This is a genomic window from Chryseobacterium sp. UNC8MFCol (genome assembly GCF_000482305.1).
Classification (GTDB): Bacteria; Bacteroidota; Bacteroidia; order Flavobacteriales; family Weeksellaceae; genus Chryseobacterium; species Chryseobacterium indologenes.
Window position 1 is genome coordinate 123,653 of the sequence record NZ_KI535292.1, and the last position, 18,829, is coordinate 142,481.

Consider the following 18,829-nt stretch of genomic DNA (forward strand, 5'->3'; position numbering starts at 1 on the left):
ATCTGGTTATTTTCTGTACATTTGTTTTACCATAAAAACTATTTCCATGAAAGAAAAATGGATCACTCACCCCACTGTTTTAGAAGGAACAACCGTTGAATTGATTCCTTTGGAGAAAGAGCATTTTGAAGAATTATACGAAGCCGCTTCAGACAAGGAACTTTGGGAACTGATTCCCACAGACTGCTCTGATAAAACAATCTTTTATCAAAATTACGAACGGGCATTGTCTGAAAGAGAAAACGGAAATCAATATCCTTTTGTAATACGTCATAAAGAAACCCGCAAATTAATCGGTTCGACACGTTTTTTTGAAATCTATCCTTCCGATAAAAAGCTGGAAATCGGATGGACCTGGATTACTAAAGAATATTGGGGGACAACACTCAATCTTGAATGTAAATTACTGCTCCTCACCTATTGTTTTGAAATATTAAAAGCAAACAGGGTTCAACTTAAAACTAAAGATACCAATTTCAGATCGAGAAAAGCCATTGAAAAAATAGGTGGTATCTTTGAAGGAATTTTAAGAAAAGATCGTATCCAGAATGACGGTACTACCAGAAATGCAGCATATTACAGCATATTGGATGATGAGTGGGAAGAAGCAAAGGTAAAAATTGAAAAGCAGATGAATGCGAAAAGAGGACTTACGAAAGAGGGATAACCGATTACACTGTTGACAACCACCATCACCATGAGAAAAAATCTGTTAAAACATGAAGCTGCTGCTGCTATCATTGCAAGAGTAAAAAATCTTTCAGCTTCACATATTCCTCTTTGGGGAGAAATGACGGCTACGGAGATGCTTCTTCACTGTAACTCCTGTAACAGGCAAATTTTACAGGAAAGCGGAGCAAAAAATAAAACTACGCTGCAACAATTTGTTTTACGAATACTGGCCCTTTACATTGCTCCCGGTTTTAAAAAGAATAGTAAAGGTGAATCCAGACATGATACCAAAGGAAAGGTTGACAGTGATGATTTTGAAAAACAAAAAACTGACTTTATTCTTTTAATTGAATTATTTTCCGTCACCACCCGTCCTTTAACGATTCCCCATCCTGCTTTTGGCAATATTTCAACCTATGAGTGGGGAATTGCAGCCTATAAACACATGGATCATCATTTAAGACAATTTGGAGTCTGATCCTGGTTTCCTACAAGATGTTTTCGATATACTCAAAAAGCAGAGAACAGGCTTATTCACCAAAACCGCCCTTTCCCTGCTTCATTCATTATAGCACTTCCCGTTTTCGGGGTGGATTCTAAATCTTTTTGTATTTAAGTCACTATAAACAATACGTTATTATTTTTTAATAATTTTCTTAGACATTGAATTTCCGTTCTTCAATTCTCCCTGAAGGATGTATACTCCCTTGGGAAGCTTTGAAATATCAATATTCTTAACATTTCCGGTTCTTATGACAGCTTTACCATCCATGGAAGTCACTGTGATCTTTTTAAAGTCTTCTTTTGATGTCAGAGTGATCATGTCGGCACTTGGGTTAGGATACACAGAAATATTTTCTTTTTTAGCCTCCACATCCGTTGTAGACAATGAACCCGCTTCCGGATAGGAAACACTTTTCGTAACATTGGTGGTTCCGTTTAACGTAAAGATGTTGATGGCAAAATTAAATACAATTCCGTTGCTTGGGCTGACCCACATATAAGATTCATTGGTATAGGTAAATGGCCCCGGGGTTTGGGTAGCGGTCCTCATTCTTTTTATTCTCAACACATTAGAAAAAGTTCCTACCGGAGTGATAATGGTCCCATAGCCATCCACCGTATAATCTACCTGCCCGGCCTCCGTTGAATTTCCTATACCTCCGGAAACAGTATTAAACTGATAGGTATCGGTAAATTGTTGCAGATAAGTGATGGGAAATTTAAAATCAATCAACGGATCCGTATAAGTCGACGTAACATCACCAAATGATGGTCCCGCATACATGCCTACTGTTGAAGCCTCAGTATCACTCATAGAAGTAAAACTATAAGAATCTGCAAGCGTAGGTTTTGTAATCCTGTTAGCATTTGGGAATCTAAAACAATTAGATTCTCCGGGACAAACATTGGTTGTGCTTGTAGAGGTATTGGGAACGGTATACGCTGAAAAGTCCCACGTAACATTGGCTCCTGAGGCTCCGGCTGTTACCGTAGACGCAACATCTCCGGCTCTGAAGGTTAAAGGAACGTTGATTTTATCAATAGCTGTTCTTGTTATTGAAGACTGGGCACTGGCCAGTATTCCGGCAACAAGAAATAAAGAAAAGTTTAGCTTTTTCATAGTGTATATTTTTAAATTTGAGTAAGGTATTTATTCCTACCACAAATTTATTTTTAGTTTAAAAAGCTATCAATCCTCAAAAGAAAGTATTTTTTTATACCTAAAATCAGGTATTTTTTTTGTTTGTGATAAATACGCTATACTGTATAAGAGTTACCCCAATAAAAAACCAGGTAAAATCCGGGCGATATCTTAATTAAAAGATTGTCTGTAATTCAAAGGTGTTTTGTCAGTTTTCTTTTTAAAAAGCTTATTAAATGACTGTGGATGCTCGAATCCCAGCGCATATGCGACTTCCGAAACCGAAAAATTGGTGGAAGTAAGATATTCCTTAGCTTTTTCAATCAGCTTTTCATGAATATGCTGCTGTGTATTTTGGCCGGTAAGATTTCTGAGCATGTCACTCAGATAATTTGGAGATACACTCAGGGAAGAGGCCAGAAACTCAACGGTAGGAAGTCCTTTTTGCAAGGTCTCCTGCTGATTAAAATAGTCTTCAAGTATTGTGTCCATTTTCGTTAACAGATCACTGTTTATAGCTTTTCGGGTGATGAACTGCCTTTTATAAAAACGGTTACTGTAATTGAGCAATACTTCAATATATGAAACAATAACGTCCTGGCTTACTTCATCAATTGCTGTATTCAATTCATTTTTAATACTGTCCAAAAGGCCTGTTATTATGATTTTCTCCTGATCAGACAAGTGCAGGGCTTCATTGGTATCATAAGAAAAGAATCCAAAGTTTTTAATATTCTTTGCCAGCGGGTAGCTTCTGAGAAAATCAGGATGTATCAGTAAAGTATTACCGCAATATTCTGCATCCACATCCGCGGAGAGAATCTGTCCGGGTGCTGTGAACATCATACCTCCTTCATTAAAATCATAATATCCCTGTCCGTACCCCATTTTACCCACGGTAGAATATTTGTAAGAAATCTTGTAGAAATTGAGCAAAAAGCTTTTGGTCAAAAACTCTTTTTCAATACTCATCTTTCTATTGTCTACCAGGCTTACGAGTGGATGAAGAGGTTTAGGAAGATGTAATAAATCATGCATCTCGGAGATGGACGAAATTTTAAGCGGGGTATTTTCTTTCTTTTCCATAGTATAAAAGTATTACTATTTGACTAAAAGACAGCGCATCATCATATTTGCGCTGTCTGTTATTTTAAAAATTACATAAACTGCTGTCCTAGCTGGGCTCTGAAAGCTTCATCGCCCAATTCAAGACGTTGTGCATACAAAGTTTTCGCATCTTCTCCTGCAACATATCTCAATTGTTTTTTACCATCCGTCGCCGCTTCATACACTATTTCTGCAATTTGCTCCGGTGCAGAGGCTGCTTCCATCATCCCTTCCATCTTAGAAAATAAAGAGCCGATCATTTCTTCATAGGCAGGATTTGACGCAGAATCCAGGGAACGGCTTACAAAATTAGTTTTTATACCTCCCGGAGAAACCGTTTTAATATCAACTCCTAATTTGTTAAGTTCAAAAGCCATACTCTCGCTCCAGCCTTCCAATGCCCATTTTGTAGCATGATAAATAGAATTTAAAGGAAAAGTAATCAATCCGCCGATCGATGTGGTGGAAATAAATGTACCATTTCCTTTCTCTCTGAAATAAGGAATAAATGCCCGGGTGACACGGAGCACACCCAATAAATTGGTATTGATCTGTCTTACAATCTGATCGTCTGTCACAGCTTCAAGTGGTCCCATAAGACCGTAACCTGCATTATTAAACACAACATCCACGTCTCCCAATTCAAGAGATTTTTTAACGGTTGACTGTATTTGTTCAGGATTGGTAACATCCAAAGGAAGTACCGTTACATTTTCCAACGCAGATAGATCTTCACCGGCTTCGGGGTTTCTCATTGTGGCTATAACTTTCCATCCTTTGCTCTGAAATAATTGGGCAGTTGCTTTTCCCAATCCTGTAGAAGTGCCTGTTATAAAAATTGTTTTCATTTTTTTTGTTTTAAATTACAGGACAAAGTTCATCATTAGAAAGAATCGCAGAGTTGCCAAAACGGGGAAAGCTGTAGCCAAAATGAGGGTGGCACCCATTCTCACTTTTCACTTGTTTTTTGTAAGTTTGTCCCAGTTAATTTGTATGGCCGAATATATTCTTGATAACATCAATATCACTACTCTTTCCGTGTATGATCTTCTGAAACATACCCCAGAAAGTACATTTATCGGAATCAGGGATTTTCACGAGGTCTATCCTGTCAGCCTGGAAAACAATACGGGAATATTTACAAAGACCTCTTTACAGGAATTCCCTATAGTGAGTATCAGCAAAATAAATAATTCTTTACTTTGTTCATGTACCTGTGATGAGACTAAAAGCCAACTTTGCTCTCATCAGGCAGAAATCATTCATTGTATTCTGGAAGAGAAAAATTTCCGGATCTTTTTTGATGATCAACTTCGTAAAAAAATACTGATTTCAAAGGCAAAAGAATATGGCCTGGAAAATGAGCAGGACCTTGATGTCTACTTCCAACTGGAATATTCTGACCGGAAAACCACGATTATCCCAAGAATAAAAGAAATGTTTCCGGTAAATACCTTGGTACTTCAAAAAGAACTTTTACCTCAACCTACTTCCAGACTGGATGAACTGGCATTGACGGAAACGGGAAAAAAGCAAATACTGGTCATCAGTAAGCACCGGTATTATAACCACCTTATTTTTTCTCTGATGGAAGCAGAAACCACACAAACAGGGAAAATTAAAAATCCTGTAGTATCTGTAGATGCCATGCAGCTCATCTGGAGAGCTGAGAAACCCGAAGAAATTAAGTTTTACACCGCCATCACTTCTTTCCAGAACAATTATAACGAAGATTATAACCCGGGAGAATTTGAAGCATTGAAACTCATTGCTCAGAATCCCATGAACTTTGAGGTATATTATCACGACCGGGAAATTGCAGAAACCATCTTAGCAAAGTCTCTTATCCGCACTGAACTTAACACTTTAGATGCGAGTATACAATTATCTGTATTTAAGAAAGATCCGTTCTTTGAAATAACCGGTGAACTGCAATTCAATGACCTCTCTGTTCCTTTTAAAAATATTGTTCTAAGAAATGAATATTTTGTCTATAACCGCAACACTTTCAGCCTGATAGACGATCCTGACATGCTTAGGATTATTAAGTTCTTTAAGGCGAACAATGAAATTTTACTGGTTCATTCCTCAAAATACGAGGAATTCATGAGGAATATCCTGACAGTATTAGAAGAGCGTATTCATATAAATTACAGCTATATACAAGCGGCAACAAAAGTACAGCTTGAACAAAAAAAATTTAGTATAGAAAAGATAGTTTATCTTCGTCAACAGGAAAATTATATAGGAATAACACCGGTCATGAAATATGGCGATGTTGAAGTTCCCGTCTATTCCAGGAAACAACTTTTTGATACCGACCAGAATGGCAATTTGTTTAAAATTGATAGAAATGATGCCGCAGAAGCATGCTTTACTTCTCTCATTATGCAGCAACATCCGGATTTTGAAGAACAAATGGATGGCTATCAATACTTCTATCTTCACAGGGATAAGTTCCTGGATGACAATTGGTTTCTGCAGGCATTTGAAACGTGGAGAAATGAAGGGATCATCATACTTGGCTTTAACGAATTAAAAAACAATAAATTAAATTCCCACAAGGCAAAAATCAATATCCAAATAACCAGCGGACTGGATTGGTTTAATGCTCAACTCAAAGTAGGTTTCGGGCCAAAAGAAGCCACACTAAAGCAGCTTCACAGGACCATTCGCAATAAGAGTAAATTTGTGCAGCTGGATGACGGTACTCTGGGCATCCTTCCGGAAGAATGGATCGATAAGATCTCAGCCTATTTCCGGGCCGGAGAAATCGACGAAGAATTATTAAAAATCCCGAAAATTAACTTTACTGAAATAACGGCTCTTTTCGATAAAGAAATACTGAGCCGGGAGGTATACGATGAGGTTAACTCTTATTCAACTCAGTTTTCAACAGCAAAAAATATTCCTGTAACACCGGTTCCCAGTCAACTTAATGCTGAACTCAGAGACTATCAGCATGACGGGCTAAACTGGCTTAATTTTCTGGACAGCTTTAACTTCGGCGGTTGCCTTGCAGATGATATGGGGTTGGGAAAAACACTCCAGATCATCGCCTTCATTTTATCTCAAAAGGAAAAACGCGGCCACAACACTCACCTTGTTGTAGTGCCTACATCTCTCCTTTTCAACTGGCAGGAAGAAATACGGAAATTTGCCCCTTCAATCAAAGTGCTATGCCATTATGGAGCAGACCGGAATAAAAGTATTGCCCACTTCCCTGAATATGATGTGGTCCTTATCAGCTACGGAATGTTACTTTCCGATATACGTTTTCTTAAAAACTTCCGTTTCAGTTATGTCTTTCTTGATGAATCCCAGACCATCAAAAATCCGAACTCCGAAAGATATAAAGCGGCGCGCCTGCTTCAATCGAGAAACAGAATTGTCTTAACAGGTACACCTATTGAAAACAGTACTTTTGACTTATACAGCCAGCTTTCTTTTGCCTGCCCGGGATTATTGGGAAGCAAACAGTACTTTAAAGATATTTATGCCATTCCCATTGACAAATTTGAATACAGCAAACGCGCTCTTGAGCTACAGCAAAAAATTAAACCTTTCATTCTCCGAAGAACAAAAAAGCAGGTAGCTAAAGAACTTCCCGAGAAAACAGAAACAGTTATTTACTGTGAAATGAATGCTGAACAACGCCGAATCTATGATGCTTACGAAAAAGAACTTCGTGAATTTATTGCGGCAAATGATGACGATGACCTTAATAAAAACAGCATGCACGTGCTTACAGGGCTTACGAGACTCAGACAGATCTGTAATTCTCCGGCACTTATGAAGGAAGGATATTCAGGAGATAATGCGGTGAAAATTGAAATCCTGATGGAACAGATTCTTGGAAAATCAAAAGATCATAAAATTCTAGTATTCTCACAGTTTGTCGGCATGCTCGACCTGGTAAAAGCAGAACTGGAGCGTCATGGAATTTTATTTGAGTATTTAACGGGACAAACAAAAGACAGAGGACTAAAAGTAAGTAATTTCCAGGAAAACGAAGACATCCGTGTATTTCTGATCAGCTTAAAAGCCGGCGGTGTGGGGCTCAATCTTACAAAAGCAGATTATATTTACCTGATCGATCCATGGTGGAATCCGGCTACCGAAAATCAGGCCATCGACCGTAGCTACCGTATCGGGCAAACCAAAAATGTCATTGCCGTCCGGATGATATGTTCCAATACGGTAGAAGAAAAAATCATGACACTTCAGAATAAGAAAAAACAACTGGCACAAAATCTGCTTACAACGGATAAAACAAAGTTTCAAGGACTTTCCAAGCAAGATCTTTTGGATCTCCTGGAATCGGATTAGGAATGCAAAAGACACCATATTTACTTGTAAAACTTTGAAATTCAAACGGCTGTTTAAACTTTTTAATAAACCACAGTAGAACTACAAAAGTTTTTGGGACACCTAAGTTTAAGTTTCTTTTTGCCACGAATGCTTTTTTATTCGTGCATTCGTGGCAAATTAATTTTTATGGCTTTTTCGGTAATAGACTTACAAACAAAATCGACAGACGCGAAGTCTGTCGATTAAAAAAACAAAAATTGATATGGATATGATTTAGATGTGTCTTTATTTTTTGATAATCTTTTCAGTGATTATCTTTTTATCTTTTGTCTGAATTTTCAATAAATACGTTCCCGGAACAAAATTTTCTATACCGATTACGTCAGAATTACCTTCCAGCAGTTTCTGACCAGATATATGGTAAACTTCATATTTTTCCAGCCCTTTGATTCTGTTAAGCATTATCATTCCTGTTGTAGGATTAGGATACACCTCTGTACTGGTATTTTTTGACACTTCAGCTGTTGCAAGATTGTCCGGCCGGATATTGATCGTATAATCTTCTGCCTGCCCGATAAACCATCCTGAAGGACACGGAAGGTTTTCCAAAGTTCCCATCCATGAGCTGGATTCATAGGCCTTTACCAACCTGAAACGGCTATTGCCCAGTAATGCGTTGACAGGAATTACAATAGTGCCGGATACAGTACCGGACTGTTGTCCTGAAACCGGGTCAGAATTGTCCAGATATCCGATATTAAATACTTCATCAGCATCAAATACATTATTATGATTAAAATCGATATAAGCGTAAGCAGAAACCGTAGCTTGACCATGTGTGCCTCCTGTAACGGTTATCGGATATGTATTTCCTCTGTTGACATTAAAAACAGTGGTCGTGAAATTTTCCAGAACACCTGAATTGCCATTCATAGCACTATCATTTACTATGTCCGCAAATTCTACTTTACTGATCTCACTGACCGTAAGACTGCTTACATTTTCTGCACCACAGTAAGGAGCTGGAAAACCGGGATCGTTTCCTTTAATATTAACGGTATAATCCTCCGTCTGCCCTGCTCTCAAAGTTGGGTCACAGGCTGAGCTGATAGAATTGGCGGCATTAGAATCTGAATAGGCCTGCACATTGGTATTTTTGACCACTCTCATTCTGGTAGGCCCACTTGCTGCACCGGCGGGTATTGTTATATTATTATTAATCGTAAATGCATTGGCAGGATTGGCTGCTTGCAGTCTTCCGATGTAAAAACTTTCACCGGCGTCGTCAAAATTACCATTCTGATTAAAATCTATAAAAACAACTACATCACTGGGAAATGTACTCGAAGGACCTGTCACCGATATCGGATAAGAATTTCCTGATAGCAAGTCTGCAGAAATTGAGGTAAAATCCTCATAAACCTGTATATTTCCTGATTGAACCGGTGACGAATTGCTAATGCCTGCAAAAGTAACATTGCTGATCATATTACTGTCTGCCCCATATTGAAACGTCGGCATACAATATTGTGCATTCACCAACGAGCAAAGTACAATACATGAAAGAGTAGTTGTTTTTATCATTATCTTCTTATTATTTGATGAAACAAATTTATATTTATTTAGAATGAATAAAAATAAGAATGTAATGATTTTTGTCAGTTAATTAACATTTTATACGGAAAAGTATCATAACAACGTACAAAACTGGGTCAAAAGAAACAAAATAAAAATGTGAACTCCTTTCATACTTAGAAAAAGCTCACATTCTGAATAAAATTTAAAATAAGGATATTAAGAGCTACCTAAATTTTCGATGAGAACAGCGGAAGCACCTCCACCACCGTTACAGATGGCAGCAATTCCATATTTTCCACCTTCCTGACGTAATACATTGACCAAAGTGGTTATAATCCTTGCTCCGGAAGCTCCTATGGGATGTCCTAAAGCTACGGCTCCACCATATATATTTACTTTATCAAGGTCGTAGCCCAGGATTTTCTGATTGGATAATATTACAGAGGCATAGGCTTCGTTGATTTCAAAATAATCAATATCTGACAAGCTTAGGCCTGTTTGTTTCAATATTTTGTTGATGCCAACAGAAGGTGAAGTGGTAAACCATTCTGGAGCCTGTGCGGCATCAGCGTAAGCTATAATTTTGGCCAGTGGTGTAATCTGATATTTGTCAATAGTTTCCTGAGAACCCAGTAGCAGTGCTGCAGCACCGTCATTCAAATTACTGGAATTAGCAGCAGTTAAAAGACCATTGGGCTCAAAAGCAGGTTTTAGTACAGAAATCTTTTCGGGAATGAGCTTATCAATGTCTTCATCCTTACTGATGATCATACTGCCTTTTTTTCCTTCAACAGACACGGGAACCAATTCATTACTGAATTTATTTTGAGAAGTCGCCTCCTGTGCTTTATGATAAGATAATAAGGCATAATCATCGAGCTCCTTTCTTGTATGTCCGTATTTCTTCACTCCCAACTCTGCGGCACTTCCCATGTGAAAATCATTATAAACGTCCCATAAACCATCTTTAATCAGGCCATCAGTAAGCTGGGAGTCTCCCAGTTTCTTTCCCTGACGGAGATACGTATAGTGAGGTACATTACTCATACTTTCCATTCCACCCGTCATCACTGTATTCTCCAATCCAAGCTGAATTTGCTGGGCGCCTATCATTGTGGCTTTCATTCCTGAAGCGCAGACTTTATTGATTGTAGTGGCGTCTTTATCAACAGGAATGTCAGAAAAAATGGCAGCCTGCCTTGCCGGTGACTGGCCTACCCCTGCTCCCAATACATTGCCCATATACACACTGTCTATGGCATCCGGTCGAAGTGATATGCTTTCATAGGTGCCTTGTATGGCGATTGCTCCCAGCCGGGTGGCTGATAAACCTGATAAACTCCCCATAAAACCACCAATGGGGGTACGTTTTGCTGCGATGATAAATACTTCTTTCATAGATATTAAATTATAAAATACCGATTGGTATATTTTGCGTTAAAAAATTTTTCCGTTTGTAAGGGTACTACAAATATAAATAAAATATACCGATCAGTATATTTAAAAATAAAAATATATCCCGGTCGGTGCCGGAATATATTGTATTGATGTTATTCTCTGGTTAACTGATCAAGCTTTTTCAATAAAGCCGGTATTCTGAACGTTCCATGCATCTGTTCTACCTTTAATTTAACTTCATCTACATCAATTCCTTTTGCTGTAAGGAAAAGCGGAGTTTTGCTCTCACCTCTGACAACGCTTCTCCTTTGGGAATCCGGAGTTGTAAATTCGTTTTTTGCAATACCCACTACAGGAAACTGTTCTTTCAATACCTCGTAGAGATAGCCTCCAAGACCAATTTTGCCTTCATTATCGAGGGTCACGTAGCCGTCAACAATAATGATATCTCCGGGTCTTAATACGATTTTATCCAGCAGGCTTACGATACAAGGCAACTCCCTTTTATAAAAAGCCCCACTCTCGTAACCGGAGGGTACGGAGGTTTGTTCAGTAAAAATTTCCACCTCCTTTTCAGAGCTCCAGTCTGCAAATGCAATACATACCGTATTGGCATAGTCTTCATAATAGTAGGTATCAAATGCGTAAATCATGCTTAATTTTTGTTAGAAGAACTCTCCAAAATGCCACAAAATTCCTGACGGATCGTGTACAAAACATTCTTTTCCCCATTCCATGATCCTTACAGGGGTTAGTTTTACATTTTCATAGGTATCAGTAAGATTCAGCGACAATAATTCTTTCCAGAATTCATCAGTGTTGATTACTTCCATAAAGATCATTGTATTATCCACCCATTCTTTAGCATAATAATCCTGAAGATAGAAACCGACTTCTTCCCTTTTAAACAAAGACAATTTAGGTTCAAGAACAACTTCCTGAAATCCAAGATCCTTGTAAAATCTTCTACTGATTTCAAAGTTTTCGGCTCCGATGAACGGTCTGATTGATCTTATATTTTGTGGCATTTTATTTTTAAAGTCATTGCAGGTTATTTTTTATCTACAACTATTCTTTCAGGGCGGTTGGCAATATCCCAGGCCGTCGTGAAGATAAGCTGTGCCCTTTTCTGTAAAAGCGGATAATCAATTTTTTCCGGATCATCGGTTGATTTATGGTAATCTTCATGGATTCCGTCAAAGAAAAATGCTACCGGAATATTGTGTTTGGCGAAATTATAATGGTCTGAACGGTAGTACAGCTGTTCCGGATCATTAAGGTCATCATATTTATAATTCAACTCCAAATTGTTTGTTTTCTTATTGGCAGCTTCATTGATGACTTTAAGCTGAGAGCTCAGCATTTCCGAGCCGATTACATACACATATTGTTTTCCCCTGTTTGCAGGATCGTCCCTTCCGATCATATCAATATTAAGGTCCACCACCGTATTAGCCAATGGGAATACAGGGTTTTCAGAATAATATTCAGATCCGAACAAACCATGTTCCTCTCCTGTAACATGAAGGAAGAGCATTGACCTTTTAGGCCCTTTTCCTGCTTTTTTGGCTTGCTGGAAGGCTTTGGCTATTTCCATTACTGCGACAGTTCCGCTTCCGTCATCGTCTGCTCCGTTATAAACGATTCCATTTTTAATTCCTACGTGATCGTAATGGGCAGATACCACTACAATTTCTTCAGGCTTTTCACTTCCTTCTATAAAAGCAAGAATATTTTCGGAATCCGGAAGGTTACCTCCGCCTCTTTTCTTCATAAATGCAGAAGGAACCTTCTGGTAATAAGAATCTAATGTTTTAGGATGAGAAATTCCCAGACTCTTATAATAATTCACGATATACTCTCCCGCTTTTTTCTGCCCTTTGCTTCCGGTATCTCTTCCTTCCATATCATCTGCAGCGATAACGTAGAGATTCTTTTTTAAATCTTCAACTTTGATCTCTTTATAAGCATTAGAAAAGGCTTTGTCCTGTTTGGAAAATGTCGGTTGCGAAGTTGTTCCGTCCGAAACATTGGCTGTTCCGCAGCTGGTCATTACAGCCAGGGAAAACAACGGAATAAGTAGTTTTTTCATAAAGAATAAATTTCTTAAAAGTAACAATTTTTATTTAATATTCCTTGAAATGTTATTTTCATTATATTTGATTTAAATGCAATAGATGAAAAGAATTGACGGTTTTACTCATTATTCCTTTTTTACAGAGATGTCTGAGCTGGCGTTGCGACATGGAAGTTTTGATTTGTCTCTGGGGCTTCCGGATTTTGACATTGACGAACGTTTGAAAGCCTTTCTACAAGAAGCTGCAGACCTGGATACTCATAATTATGAACCTCTTTCCGGCAACCCTTTATTAATCGAAAGTATCATAAGGTTCAATGCAAAACGTAAACACAGTATGATGGTTTCTTCTCAGCAAATCACTATTGTTCCGTGTGCAACCTTTGCTTTACATACAGCCCTCACATCTGTTTTAAATCAGGGAGATGAAGTGATCATTATACAACCTTCCTATTATACTTATGGTCCATCCGTAGTGATAAATGGCGGGGTTCCCGTATATTGTGATCTTGATGATAATTTTGTCATAAACTGGGAAAATCTTAAAAGCTGTATTTCAGAAAAAACGAAAGCGATCATTGTCAATTCACCACAAAATCCAACCGGAAAAATCTGGAAACAGACTGACTGGAGTACATTGTATGAACTGATCAAAGACCGGGAGATTTATTTGGTTTCAGAAGAAATTTATGATACGTATTGTTATGACGGAGAAGAGCATTACAGTTCTTTTTTGCACCCGGAGCTTAAAAAAAGGACATTCTGTATTTTTTCATTTGGAAAAATGTTTCATACTTCCGGCTGGAAGGTCAGTTATATGATAGCATCACCGGAGCTGACCTCATTATTTCAGTGTCACCAGCAGTATATTTCCTATAGTGCCAATGCACCTGCACAATATGCCTTGGCAAAATATCTGGAAGTATTTGATCCTTCCGGTCACAGAAAGCTGATGCAGGCGAAAAGGGATATCTTTAATGAAATGATGCACGATACTCCCCTGAAAATAGAACAAAAGGCGGAAGGAAGTGTTTTCCAGATCGTTAATTTCAGAAATATTTCTAAGACAATGAGTGATGTAGAGTTTTCGAAATGGCTGACCATTGAGAAAAAAGTAGCCTGCCTTCCGCTTTCTGCATTTTATAATTCACGACAAAATTCAGACTATATCAGATTCAGTTTTGCTAAAAAAGATGAGTTGATCATCCAGGCGCTGGAACATCTGAGAAAAAATCTATAGGGACAACAAATTCTTTTTCAGGTTAAAAAACAGGGTAATTTTTTACCATATAGAATCATAGGTACTATGCGTAGATTTCAAAACATAAAAAAGCACCGCTATTGCGATGCTTTTTATTTTATTGGAAGATATTAAAGAGCCAGAACCCTTACATCAATCCTTCTGTTTTTGGCTTTACATTCGTCTGTATCATTAGCTTCACAAATGGGATGTTGTGAGCCATACCCTTCTGCTTCTACCCTGTCTGCAGAAACTCCGAGCTCAAGTAATTTCAGTTTTGCCGTTTGTGCTCTCAGATTAGAAAGTTGCTGATTGCTTTCTTCATTGCCACTGTTATCCGTGTAACCTCCTAATTTTATTTTCAGATCAGGATAAGCATTTAAAATCTCAGCCAGATTGTTGAGCTGCATTTCATAACCTGGTTTTAAATCACTTGAACCGGTTTCAAAATAAAGATTTTCGATGGTATACCATTTATTGGGATCTACAATAGTCTTATCTTTCTGATCAATGGATTTGTATAACTGATAGATCTGGCTACCATCTCCAATGGCTATTGTTTTACCGCCTTTTAATTTTAATTTCTGAATACTTCCTGTTTCGTACACAAAGTCACCATTTTCATTCAAGTGCCCCTTAATTTCTGCAGGATTCAAAGGTAATACTGACTGATCAACATTTCCTGTAACAGAATGGTCAGCAGAAACCCCGGTTAAAGCTTCGATTTTTGCTTTTCTGTTCGCTTCAATTTTATCTTTATGTAAAACAGCTAACGTTGGAGCAATCACCAGTGAAACAATTGACATCAACTTAATGAGAATATTCATTGACGGACCGGAAGTATCTTTAAACGGGTCTCCCACTGTATCTCCCGTCACGGAAGCTTTGTGAGGTTCTGAACCTTTATAATAAGTCTGTCCATTGATGTCTACCCCTTTTTCAAATGATTTTTTGGCATTATCCCAGGCGCCTCCTGCATTATTCTGAAACATTCCCATCAAAACACCACAAACAGTAGCACCGGCAAGAAATCCTCCCAATACTTCAGGTCCGAATATAAATCCAATTAATAAGGGTGATATGATTGCTATAGCACCTGGTAGCATCATCTTCCTGATAGATGCATCCGTAGAAATCGCCACGCATTTTTCATATTCAGGTTGTGCTTTTCCTTCTAAGATTCCAGGAATTTCGCGGAACTGTCTTCTCACTTCTTCAACCATCGCCATCGCAGCCTGTCCCACTGCTGTGATCGCTAAAGAGGAAAAGATAAACGGAATCATTCCGCCTACGAATAAACCGGCTAAAACATCGGCTCTGTATATATCAATACCGTCAATACCTGCAATTCCAACAAAAGCTGCAAATAACGCTAATGCCGTTAAAGCTGCTGAAGCAATCGCAAACCCTTTCCCGGTAGCGGCAGTTGTATTTCCTACGGCGTCCAGAATATCTGTTTTCTCCCGTACTTCTTTGGGAAGTTCACTCATTTCAGCAATACCTCCTGCATTATCCGCAATAGGTCCAAAGGCATCTATTGCCAATTGCATAGCTGTAGTAGCCATCATTCCTGCTGCTGCGATAGCAACCCCATAAAGTCCGGCACACAGATAAGAGCCATAGATTCCGCCTGCCAGCACAATAATCGGAAGTAAAGTAGATTCCATACCAACGGAAAGCCCTCCGATAATATTGGTAGCATGTCCGGTAGAAGACTGTCTCACAATACTGGAAACCGGTCTTTTACCCATGGCTGTATAATATTCTGTTATGATACTCATTAAAGTTCCTACGACCAAACCCACCATTATCGCTCCGAAGACTCCCATTTTTGTAAATTCGTGGCCTCTGAGCACCATTTTTTCGGGCAGGATATAGGTTACCAGGAAATAAGATGCTATTGCAGTAATAATAATACTTCCCCAATTCCCCAAGTTCAGGGCATTTTGTACGCTGGAAGTAGATGAGCCTTCATTATCATTAATCCTTACAAATAAGGTTCCTATCATTGAAAAGATAATTCCAGTTCCCGCAATAAGCATGGGTAAAAGAATCGGGGCAAATCCTCCGAAGGAATCATCAGAAACGGTTTCTCTTCCTAAGACCATTGTCGCCAGAACGGTGGCTACATAAGATCCAAAAAGGTCCGCCCCCATTCCTGCCACATCTCCTACATTATCACCCACATTATCTGCAATGGTAGCGGGGTTTCTTGGATCATCTTCCGGGATACCGGCTTCTACTTTTCCTACCAGGTCTGCTCCCACATCTGCGGCTTTTGTATAAATACCACCTCCTACTCTTGCAAAAAGTGCTATGGATTCTGCTCCAAGAGAAAATCCGGTAAGGATTTCAATTGTTCTTTCCATCTCGTGAGAATCTACTGTGGCATCAGGTGCAAAAATCTGTTTAATGATCAGGAATAATGCTCCCAATCCTAAAACAGCGAGTCCTGCAACCCCCATTCCCATAACGGAACCTCCTGTAAAAGATACTTTAAGCGCTTTCGACAGTGAAGTTCTTGCGGCTTCTGCCGTCCTGACATTGGCTTTGGTAGCAATTTTCATCCCGATAAAACCAGCTAATGCGGAAAATACCGCTCCTACTGCAAAAGCGATTCCGATACTCCAATGTGAGTTGGCATTGCTTGATCCCATTACAGCAAGTAAAATGGCGACCACCACCACGAAGTACATTAAGATTTTATATTCAGCCTTTAGAAAAGCCATTGCACCATCTGCAATATGGCCGCTGATTATTTTCATTTTTTCATTTCCGGCATTCTGTTTATTGACCCAGTTGCTCTGAAGAAATGTATAAAGCAAAGCTATGACACCAAAAATTGGCACTAACACAAATAGATCCATAGTTTATTATTTTATATTAAAAAATTGAGATTAGGCTTATAAATATAATGAAATTATAAACACATAATAAAATTCACTAATAATAATCTATTATTTTGTAAATTTGTTTCTCACTATTATTTGAATTAATTGTTTATGAAAAGGATATTATATACTCTTTTTTTGTCTGCAGGAATAAGCAGCTGTCACCATAAGATTCCACAAGAAAAAGCTGAGATACTTTATTTTGGAGGTCCTATCATAACAATGGAAGATTCTTCTCCCCAGGTTGAAGCTGTAGCAGTAAAAGACGGTAAAATACTTTTTGCCGGAACAAAATCGGAAGCAGAGCGTTTTTCAGAGCCAGCCACCAAAATGATTAATCTCCATGGGAAAACTCTTCTTCCCGGGTTTATAGATGTTCATGGACACCTTACTTCAAGAGCCGGGACGATGGATGCCGTAGACCTATCTCCGGAACCTTATGGAACAGTGAATTCAATTAAAGATTTACAGATTACGGTTAAGAACTACATTAAAGAAAATAAAATTACGGATAAGCAGCCGATTATCGGAAATGGTTATGATGATGCCATTATGAGAGAGCACCGTCATCCTACAAAATCAGAACTGGATATCATTAGTAAAACCAATCCTATTATTGTTATTCATGCCTCAGGGCACGCCAGCGTAGCAAACAGCGCAATGCTACAACTTCTGGGAATAACAGAAGCATCAAAAGATCCTGAAGGAGGACACATCAGCAGGGATAAAGAAACAGGAAAACTGAATGGGAAATTAGAAGAGAACGCGAGTTTCACTGCTTTATTAACCTTAACTGAAAAAATGAATAAAGGCAAAGACACTGAGGCTCATGCCATGGAAAATCTGATGAAAGCCCAGGATGAATGGCTCAGCTATGGACAGACTACTGTTTGTGATGGAAGAACTATGGGAGAAAGCGTTGGTCTGTTAGAAAAAGCAGCGGCTCAACATCTTTTTAAAGCCGATGTCGTTTACTTTCCTGATTATGAATATTTCAAAAAGGAATTCGACCGTTTCAAACCTAAGTATATGAAATATGAAAATCATCTGAAACTGGCCGGGTTCAAATTTTCGGATGACGGTTCTCCACAAGGTAAAACAGCCTGGCTTACTCAGCCTTATTTGGTTCCGCCGGAAGGCCAGTCTAAAGACTACAAAGGATTTCCCATCTTTACGGATGAAACGTTATATAACGATCTGAAAACACTTTTCCAAAACCATATAACCGCACAGCTTCATGTGAACGGAGATGCTGCAATAGATCAGGCAATCCGGGTTATTAAAAGGTTAAAAGATGAAAACATTTATAAACCGGAATTGCGGGCAACCTTAATTCATGTACAAAACAGCCGCCCTGATCATATTCAGAAAATAAAAGAATTAGGAGTAATTCCTTCTTACTTTTCTACTCATACTTATTTATGGGGCGATTGGCACTATTCGAGTGTTTTTGGTCCTGAAAGAGCTTCTTTTATAAGTCCTGCCAACTCAGCATCAAAAGCAGGAATTACATTTACCATCCATCATGATTCTCCGGTTACTCCACCCGATTTAATTACCGCTGTATATGCTGCGGTAAACAGAAAGACAAGGTCAGGAATGATTTTAGGTCCCAATGAAAGAATCACTCCTCTTGAAGCCCTGAAAGCTATTACCATCAACGGAGCTTATCAACTGCAGGAAGAAAACAGAAAAGGATCTGTTAAAGCAGGTAAACTGGCAGACTTTGTCATTCTGGATCAGAATCCTTTAACGATAACTCCTGAAAATCTCAGAAACATTAAAGTTCTTGAAACCATCAAAGAAGGAAATTCCGTATACAAAAGCAACTAAATCGGTTGAGGCAGAATAAAATACTCACAAAGAAAAAGCAGATGAATCTTCATCTGCTTTTTTGTATGCTTTGGAAA

Annotated in this window: 14 protein-coding genes; 5 read left to right on the forward strand and 9 right to left on the reverse strand. The window is 38.5% G+C overall.

Translation table 11 applies throughout. From position 1 onward, the window contains the following. The first annotated feature begins 46 nt into the window (after window positions 1-46). Window positions 47-667 (forward strand): GNAT family N-acetyltransferase, encoded by a 621-nt coding sequence (locus M030_RS0120870; RefSeq protein WP_027375176.1) that lies wholly within the window; start codon window positions 47-49, stop codon window positions 665-667. 30 nt (window positions 668-697) lie between these two features. Further along, a complete protein-coding gene (locus M030_RS0120875) occupies window positions 698-1,150 on the forward strand; it encodes a DUF1569 domain-containing protein (protein WP_027375177.1) in 453 nt (150 codons plus the stop codon). A 159-nt stretch (window positions 1,151-1,309) separates the two neighbouring features. Here the strand turns inward: M030_RS0120875 and M030_RS0120880 are convergent, their stop codons facing one another. The 3 genes from M030_RS0120880 to M030_RS0120890 form a co-directional block, all read right to left on the reverse strand. After that, complete coding sequence (locus tag M030_RS0120880) at window positions 1,310-2,296, reverse strand: T9SS type A sorting domain-containing protein (RefSeq protein WP_027375178.1); 987 nt, start codon at window positions 2,294-2,296, stop codon at window positions 1,310-1,312. A 192-nt stretch (window positions 2,297-2,488) separates the two neighbouring features. Then, the gene (locus tag M030_RS0120885; protein WP_027375179.1) at window positions 2,489-3,403 is read right to left on the reverse strand and encodes a helix-turn-helix domain-containing protein; all 915 of its coding nucleotides are present in this window, start codon (window positions 3,401-3,403) and stop codon (window positions 2,489-2,491) included. A 71-nt stretch (window positions 3,404-3,474) separates the two neighbouring features. Further along, window positions 3,475-4,272, reverse strand: a complete 798-nt coding sequence (locus M030_RS0120890) for an SDR family oxidoreductase (protein WP_027375180.1) — start codon at window positions 4,270-4,272, stop codon at window positions 3,475-3,477. A 145-nt stretch (window positions 4,273-4,417) separates the two neighbouring features. On the opposite strand from M030_RS0120890, the gene M030_RS0120895 reads away from it, so the two are divergent. Next, window positions 4,418-7,753 carry a DEAD/DEAH box helicase gene (locus M030_RS0120895; protein ID WP_034722924.1) on the forward strand — a complete coding sequence of 1,112 codons (3,336 nt, stop codon included), beginning with the start codon at window positions 4,418-4,420 and terminating at the stop codon, window positions 7,751-7,753. 267 nt (window positions 7,754-8,020) lie between these two features. Here the strand turns inward: M030_RS0120895 and M030_RS0120900 are convergent, their stop codons facing one another. From M030_RS0120900 to M030_RS0120920, 5 genes are all read right to left on the reverse strand, one after another. Beyond that, window positions 8,021-9,319: a GEVED domain-containing protein gene (locus M030_RS0120900; protein ID WP_138402618.1), complete on the reverse strand. Its 1,299-nt coding sequence runs from the start codon at window positions 9,317-9,319 to the stop codon at window positions 8,021-8,023. A 210-nt stretch (window positions 9,320-9,529) separates the two neighbouring features. Then, window positions 9,530-10,711, reverse strand: coding sequence for an acetyl-CoA C-acyltransferase (locus M030_RS0120905; RefSeq protein WP_027375183.1), 1,182 nt, complete (start codon window positions 10,709-10,711; stop codon window positions 9,530-9,532). A 152-nt stretch (window positions 10,712-10,863) separates the two neighbouring features. After that, window positions 10,864-11,364: an endonuclease V gene (locus M030_RS0120910; RefSeq protein WP_027375184.1), complete on the reverse strand. Its 501-nt coding sequence runs from the start codon at window positions 11,362-11,364 to the stop codon at window positions 10,864-10,866. Between the two features lie 12 nt (window positions 11,365-11,376). Continuing rightward, the gene (locus tag M030_RS0120915) at window positions 11,377-11,739 is read right to left on the reverse strand and encodes a glyoxalase (RefSeq protein ID WP_027375185.1); all 363 of its coding nucleotides are present in this window, start codon (window positions 11,737-11,739) and stop codon (window positions 11,377-11,379) included. Window positions 11,740-11,762: 23 nt separating this feature from the next. Then, window positions 11,763-12,803, reverse strand: a complete 1,041-nt coding sequence (locus M030_RS0120920) for a M28 family metallopeptidase (protein WP_027375186.1) — start codon at window positions 12,801-12,803, stop codon at window positions 11,763-11,765. An 85-nt stretch (window positions 12,804-12,888) separates the two neighbouring features. On the opposite strand from M030_RS0120920, the gene M030_RS0120925 reads away from it, so the two are divergent. Further along, entirely contained in the window at window positions 12,889-14,028 is a 1,140-nt protein-coding gene (locus M030_RS0120925; protein WP_027375187.1) for an aminotransferase class I/II-fold pyridoxal phosphate-dependent enzyme, read from the forward strand. A gap of 131 nt (window positions 14,029-14,159) precedes the next feature. Here the strand turns inward: M030_RS0120925 and M030_RS0120930 are convergent, their stop codons facing one another. After that, window positions 14,160-16,895 carry a sodium-translocating pyrophosphatase gene (locus M030_RS0120930; protein ID WP_027375188.1) on the reverse strand — a complete coding sequence of 912 codons (2,736 nt, stop codon included), beginning with the start codon at window positions 16,893-16,895 and terminating at the stop codon, window positions 14,160-14,162. Window positions 16,896-17,030: 135 nt separating this feature from the next. Here M030_RS0120930 and M030_RS0120935 point away from each other — a divergent pair, with 135 nt between their 5' ends. Then, window positions 17,031-18,752 carry an amidohydrolase gene (locus tag M030_RS0120935; protein ID WP_027375189.1) on the forward strand — a complete coding sequence of 574 codons (1,722 nt, stop codon included), beginning with the start codon at window positions 17,031-17,033 and terminating at the stop codon, window positions 18,750-18,752. Window positions 18,753-18,829 lie beyond the last annotated feature (77 nt).

Bases quoted from the DNA above. Each gene is read 5' to 3' on its own strand.
- M030_RS0120870 (WP_027375176.1), top strand. From the start codon at position 47: ATGAAAGAAAAATGGATCACTCACCCCACTGTTTTAGAAGGAACAACC.
- M030_RS0120875 (WP_027375177.1), top strand. From the start codon at position 698: ATGAGAAAAAATCTGTTAAAACATGAAGCTGCTGCTGCTATCATTGCA.
- M030_RS0120880 (WP_027375178.1), bottom strand. From the start codon at position 2,296: ATGAAAAAGCTAAACTTTTCTTTATTTCTTGTTGCCGGAATACTGGCC.
- M030_RS0120885 (WP_027375179.1), bottom strand. From the start codon at position 3,403: ATGGAAAAGAAAGAAAATACCCCGCTTAAAATTTCGTCCATCTCCGAG.
- M030_RS0120890 (WP_027375180.1), bottom strand. From the start codon at position 4,272: ATGAAAACAATTTTTATAACAGGCACTTCTACAGGATTGGGAAAAGCA.
- M030_RS0120895 (WP_034722924.1), top strand. From the start codon at position 4,418: ATGGCCGAATATATTCTTGATAACATCAATATCACTACTCTTTCCGTG.
- M030_RS0120900 (WP_138402618.1), bottom strand. From the start codon at position 9,319: ATGATAAAAACAACTACTCTTTCATGTATTGTACTTTGCTCGTTGGTG.
- M030_RS0120905 (WP_027375183.1), bottom strand. From the start codon at position 10,711: ATGAAAGAAGTATTTATCATCGCAGCAAAACGTACCCCCATTGGTGGT.
- M030_RS0120910 (WP_027375184.1), bottom strand. From the start codon at position 11,364: ATGATTTACGCATTTGATACCTACTATTATGAAGACTATGCCAATACG.
- M030_RS0120915 (WP_027375185.1), bottom strand. From the start codon at position 11,739: ATGCCACAAAATATAAGATCAATCAGACCGTTCATCGGAGCCGAAAAC.
- M030_RS0120920 (WP_027375186.1), bottom strand. From the start codon at position 12,803: ATGAAAAAACTACTTATTCCGTTGTTTTCCCTGGCTGTAATGACCAGC.
- M030_RS0120925 (WP_027375187.1), top strand. From the start codon at position 12,889: ATGAAAAGAATTGACGGTTTTACTCATTATTCCTTTTTTACAGAGATG.
- M030_RS0120930 (WP_027375188.1), bottom strand. From the start codon at position 16,895: ATGGATCTATTTGTGTTAGTGCCAATTTTTGGTGTCATAGCTTTGCTT.
- M030_RS0120935 (WP_027375189.1), top strand. From the start codon at position 17,031: ATGAAAAGGATATTATATACTCTTTTTTTGTCTGCAGGAATAAGCAGC.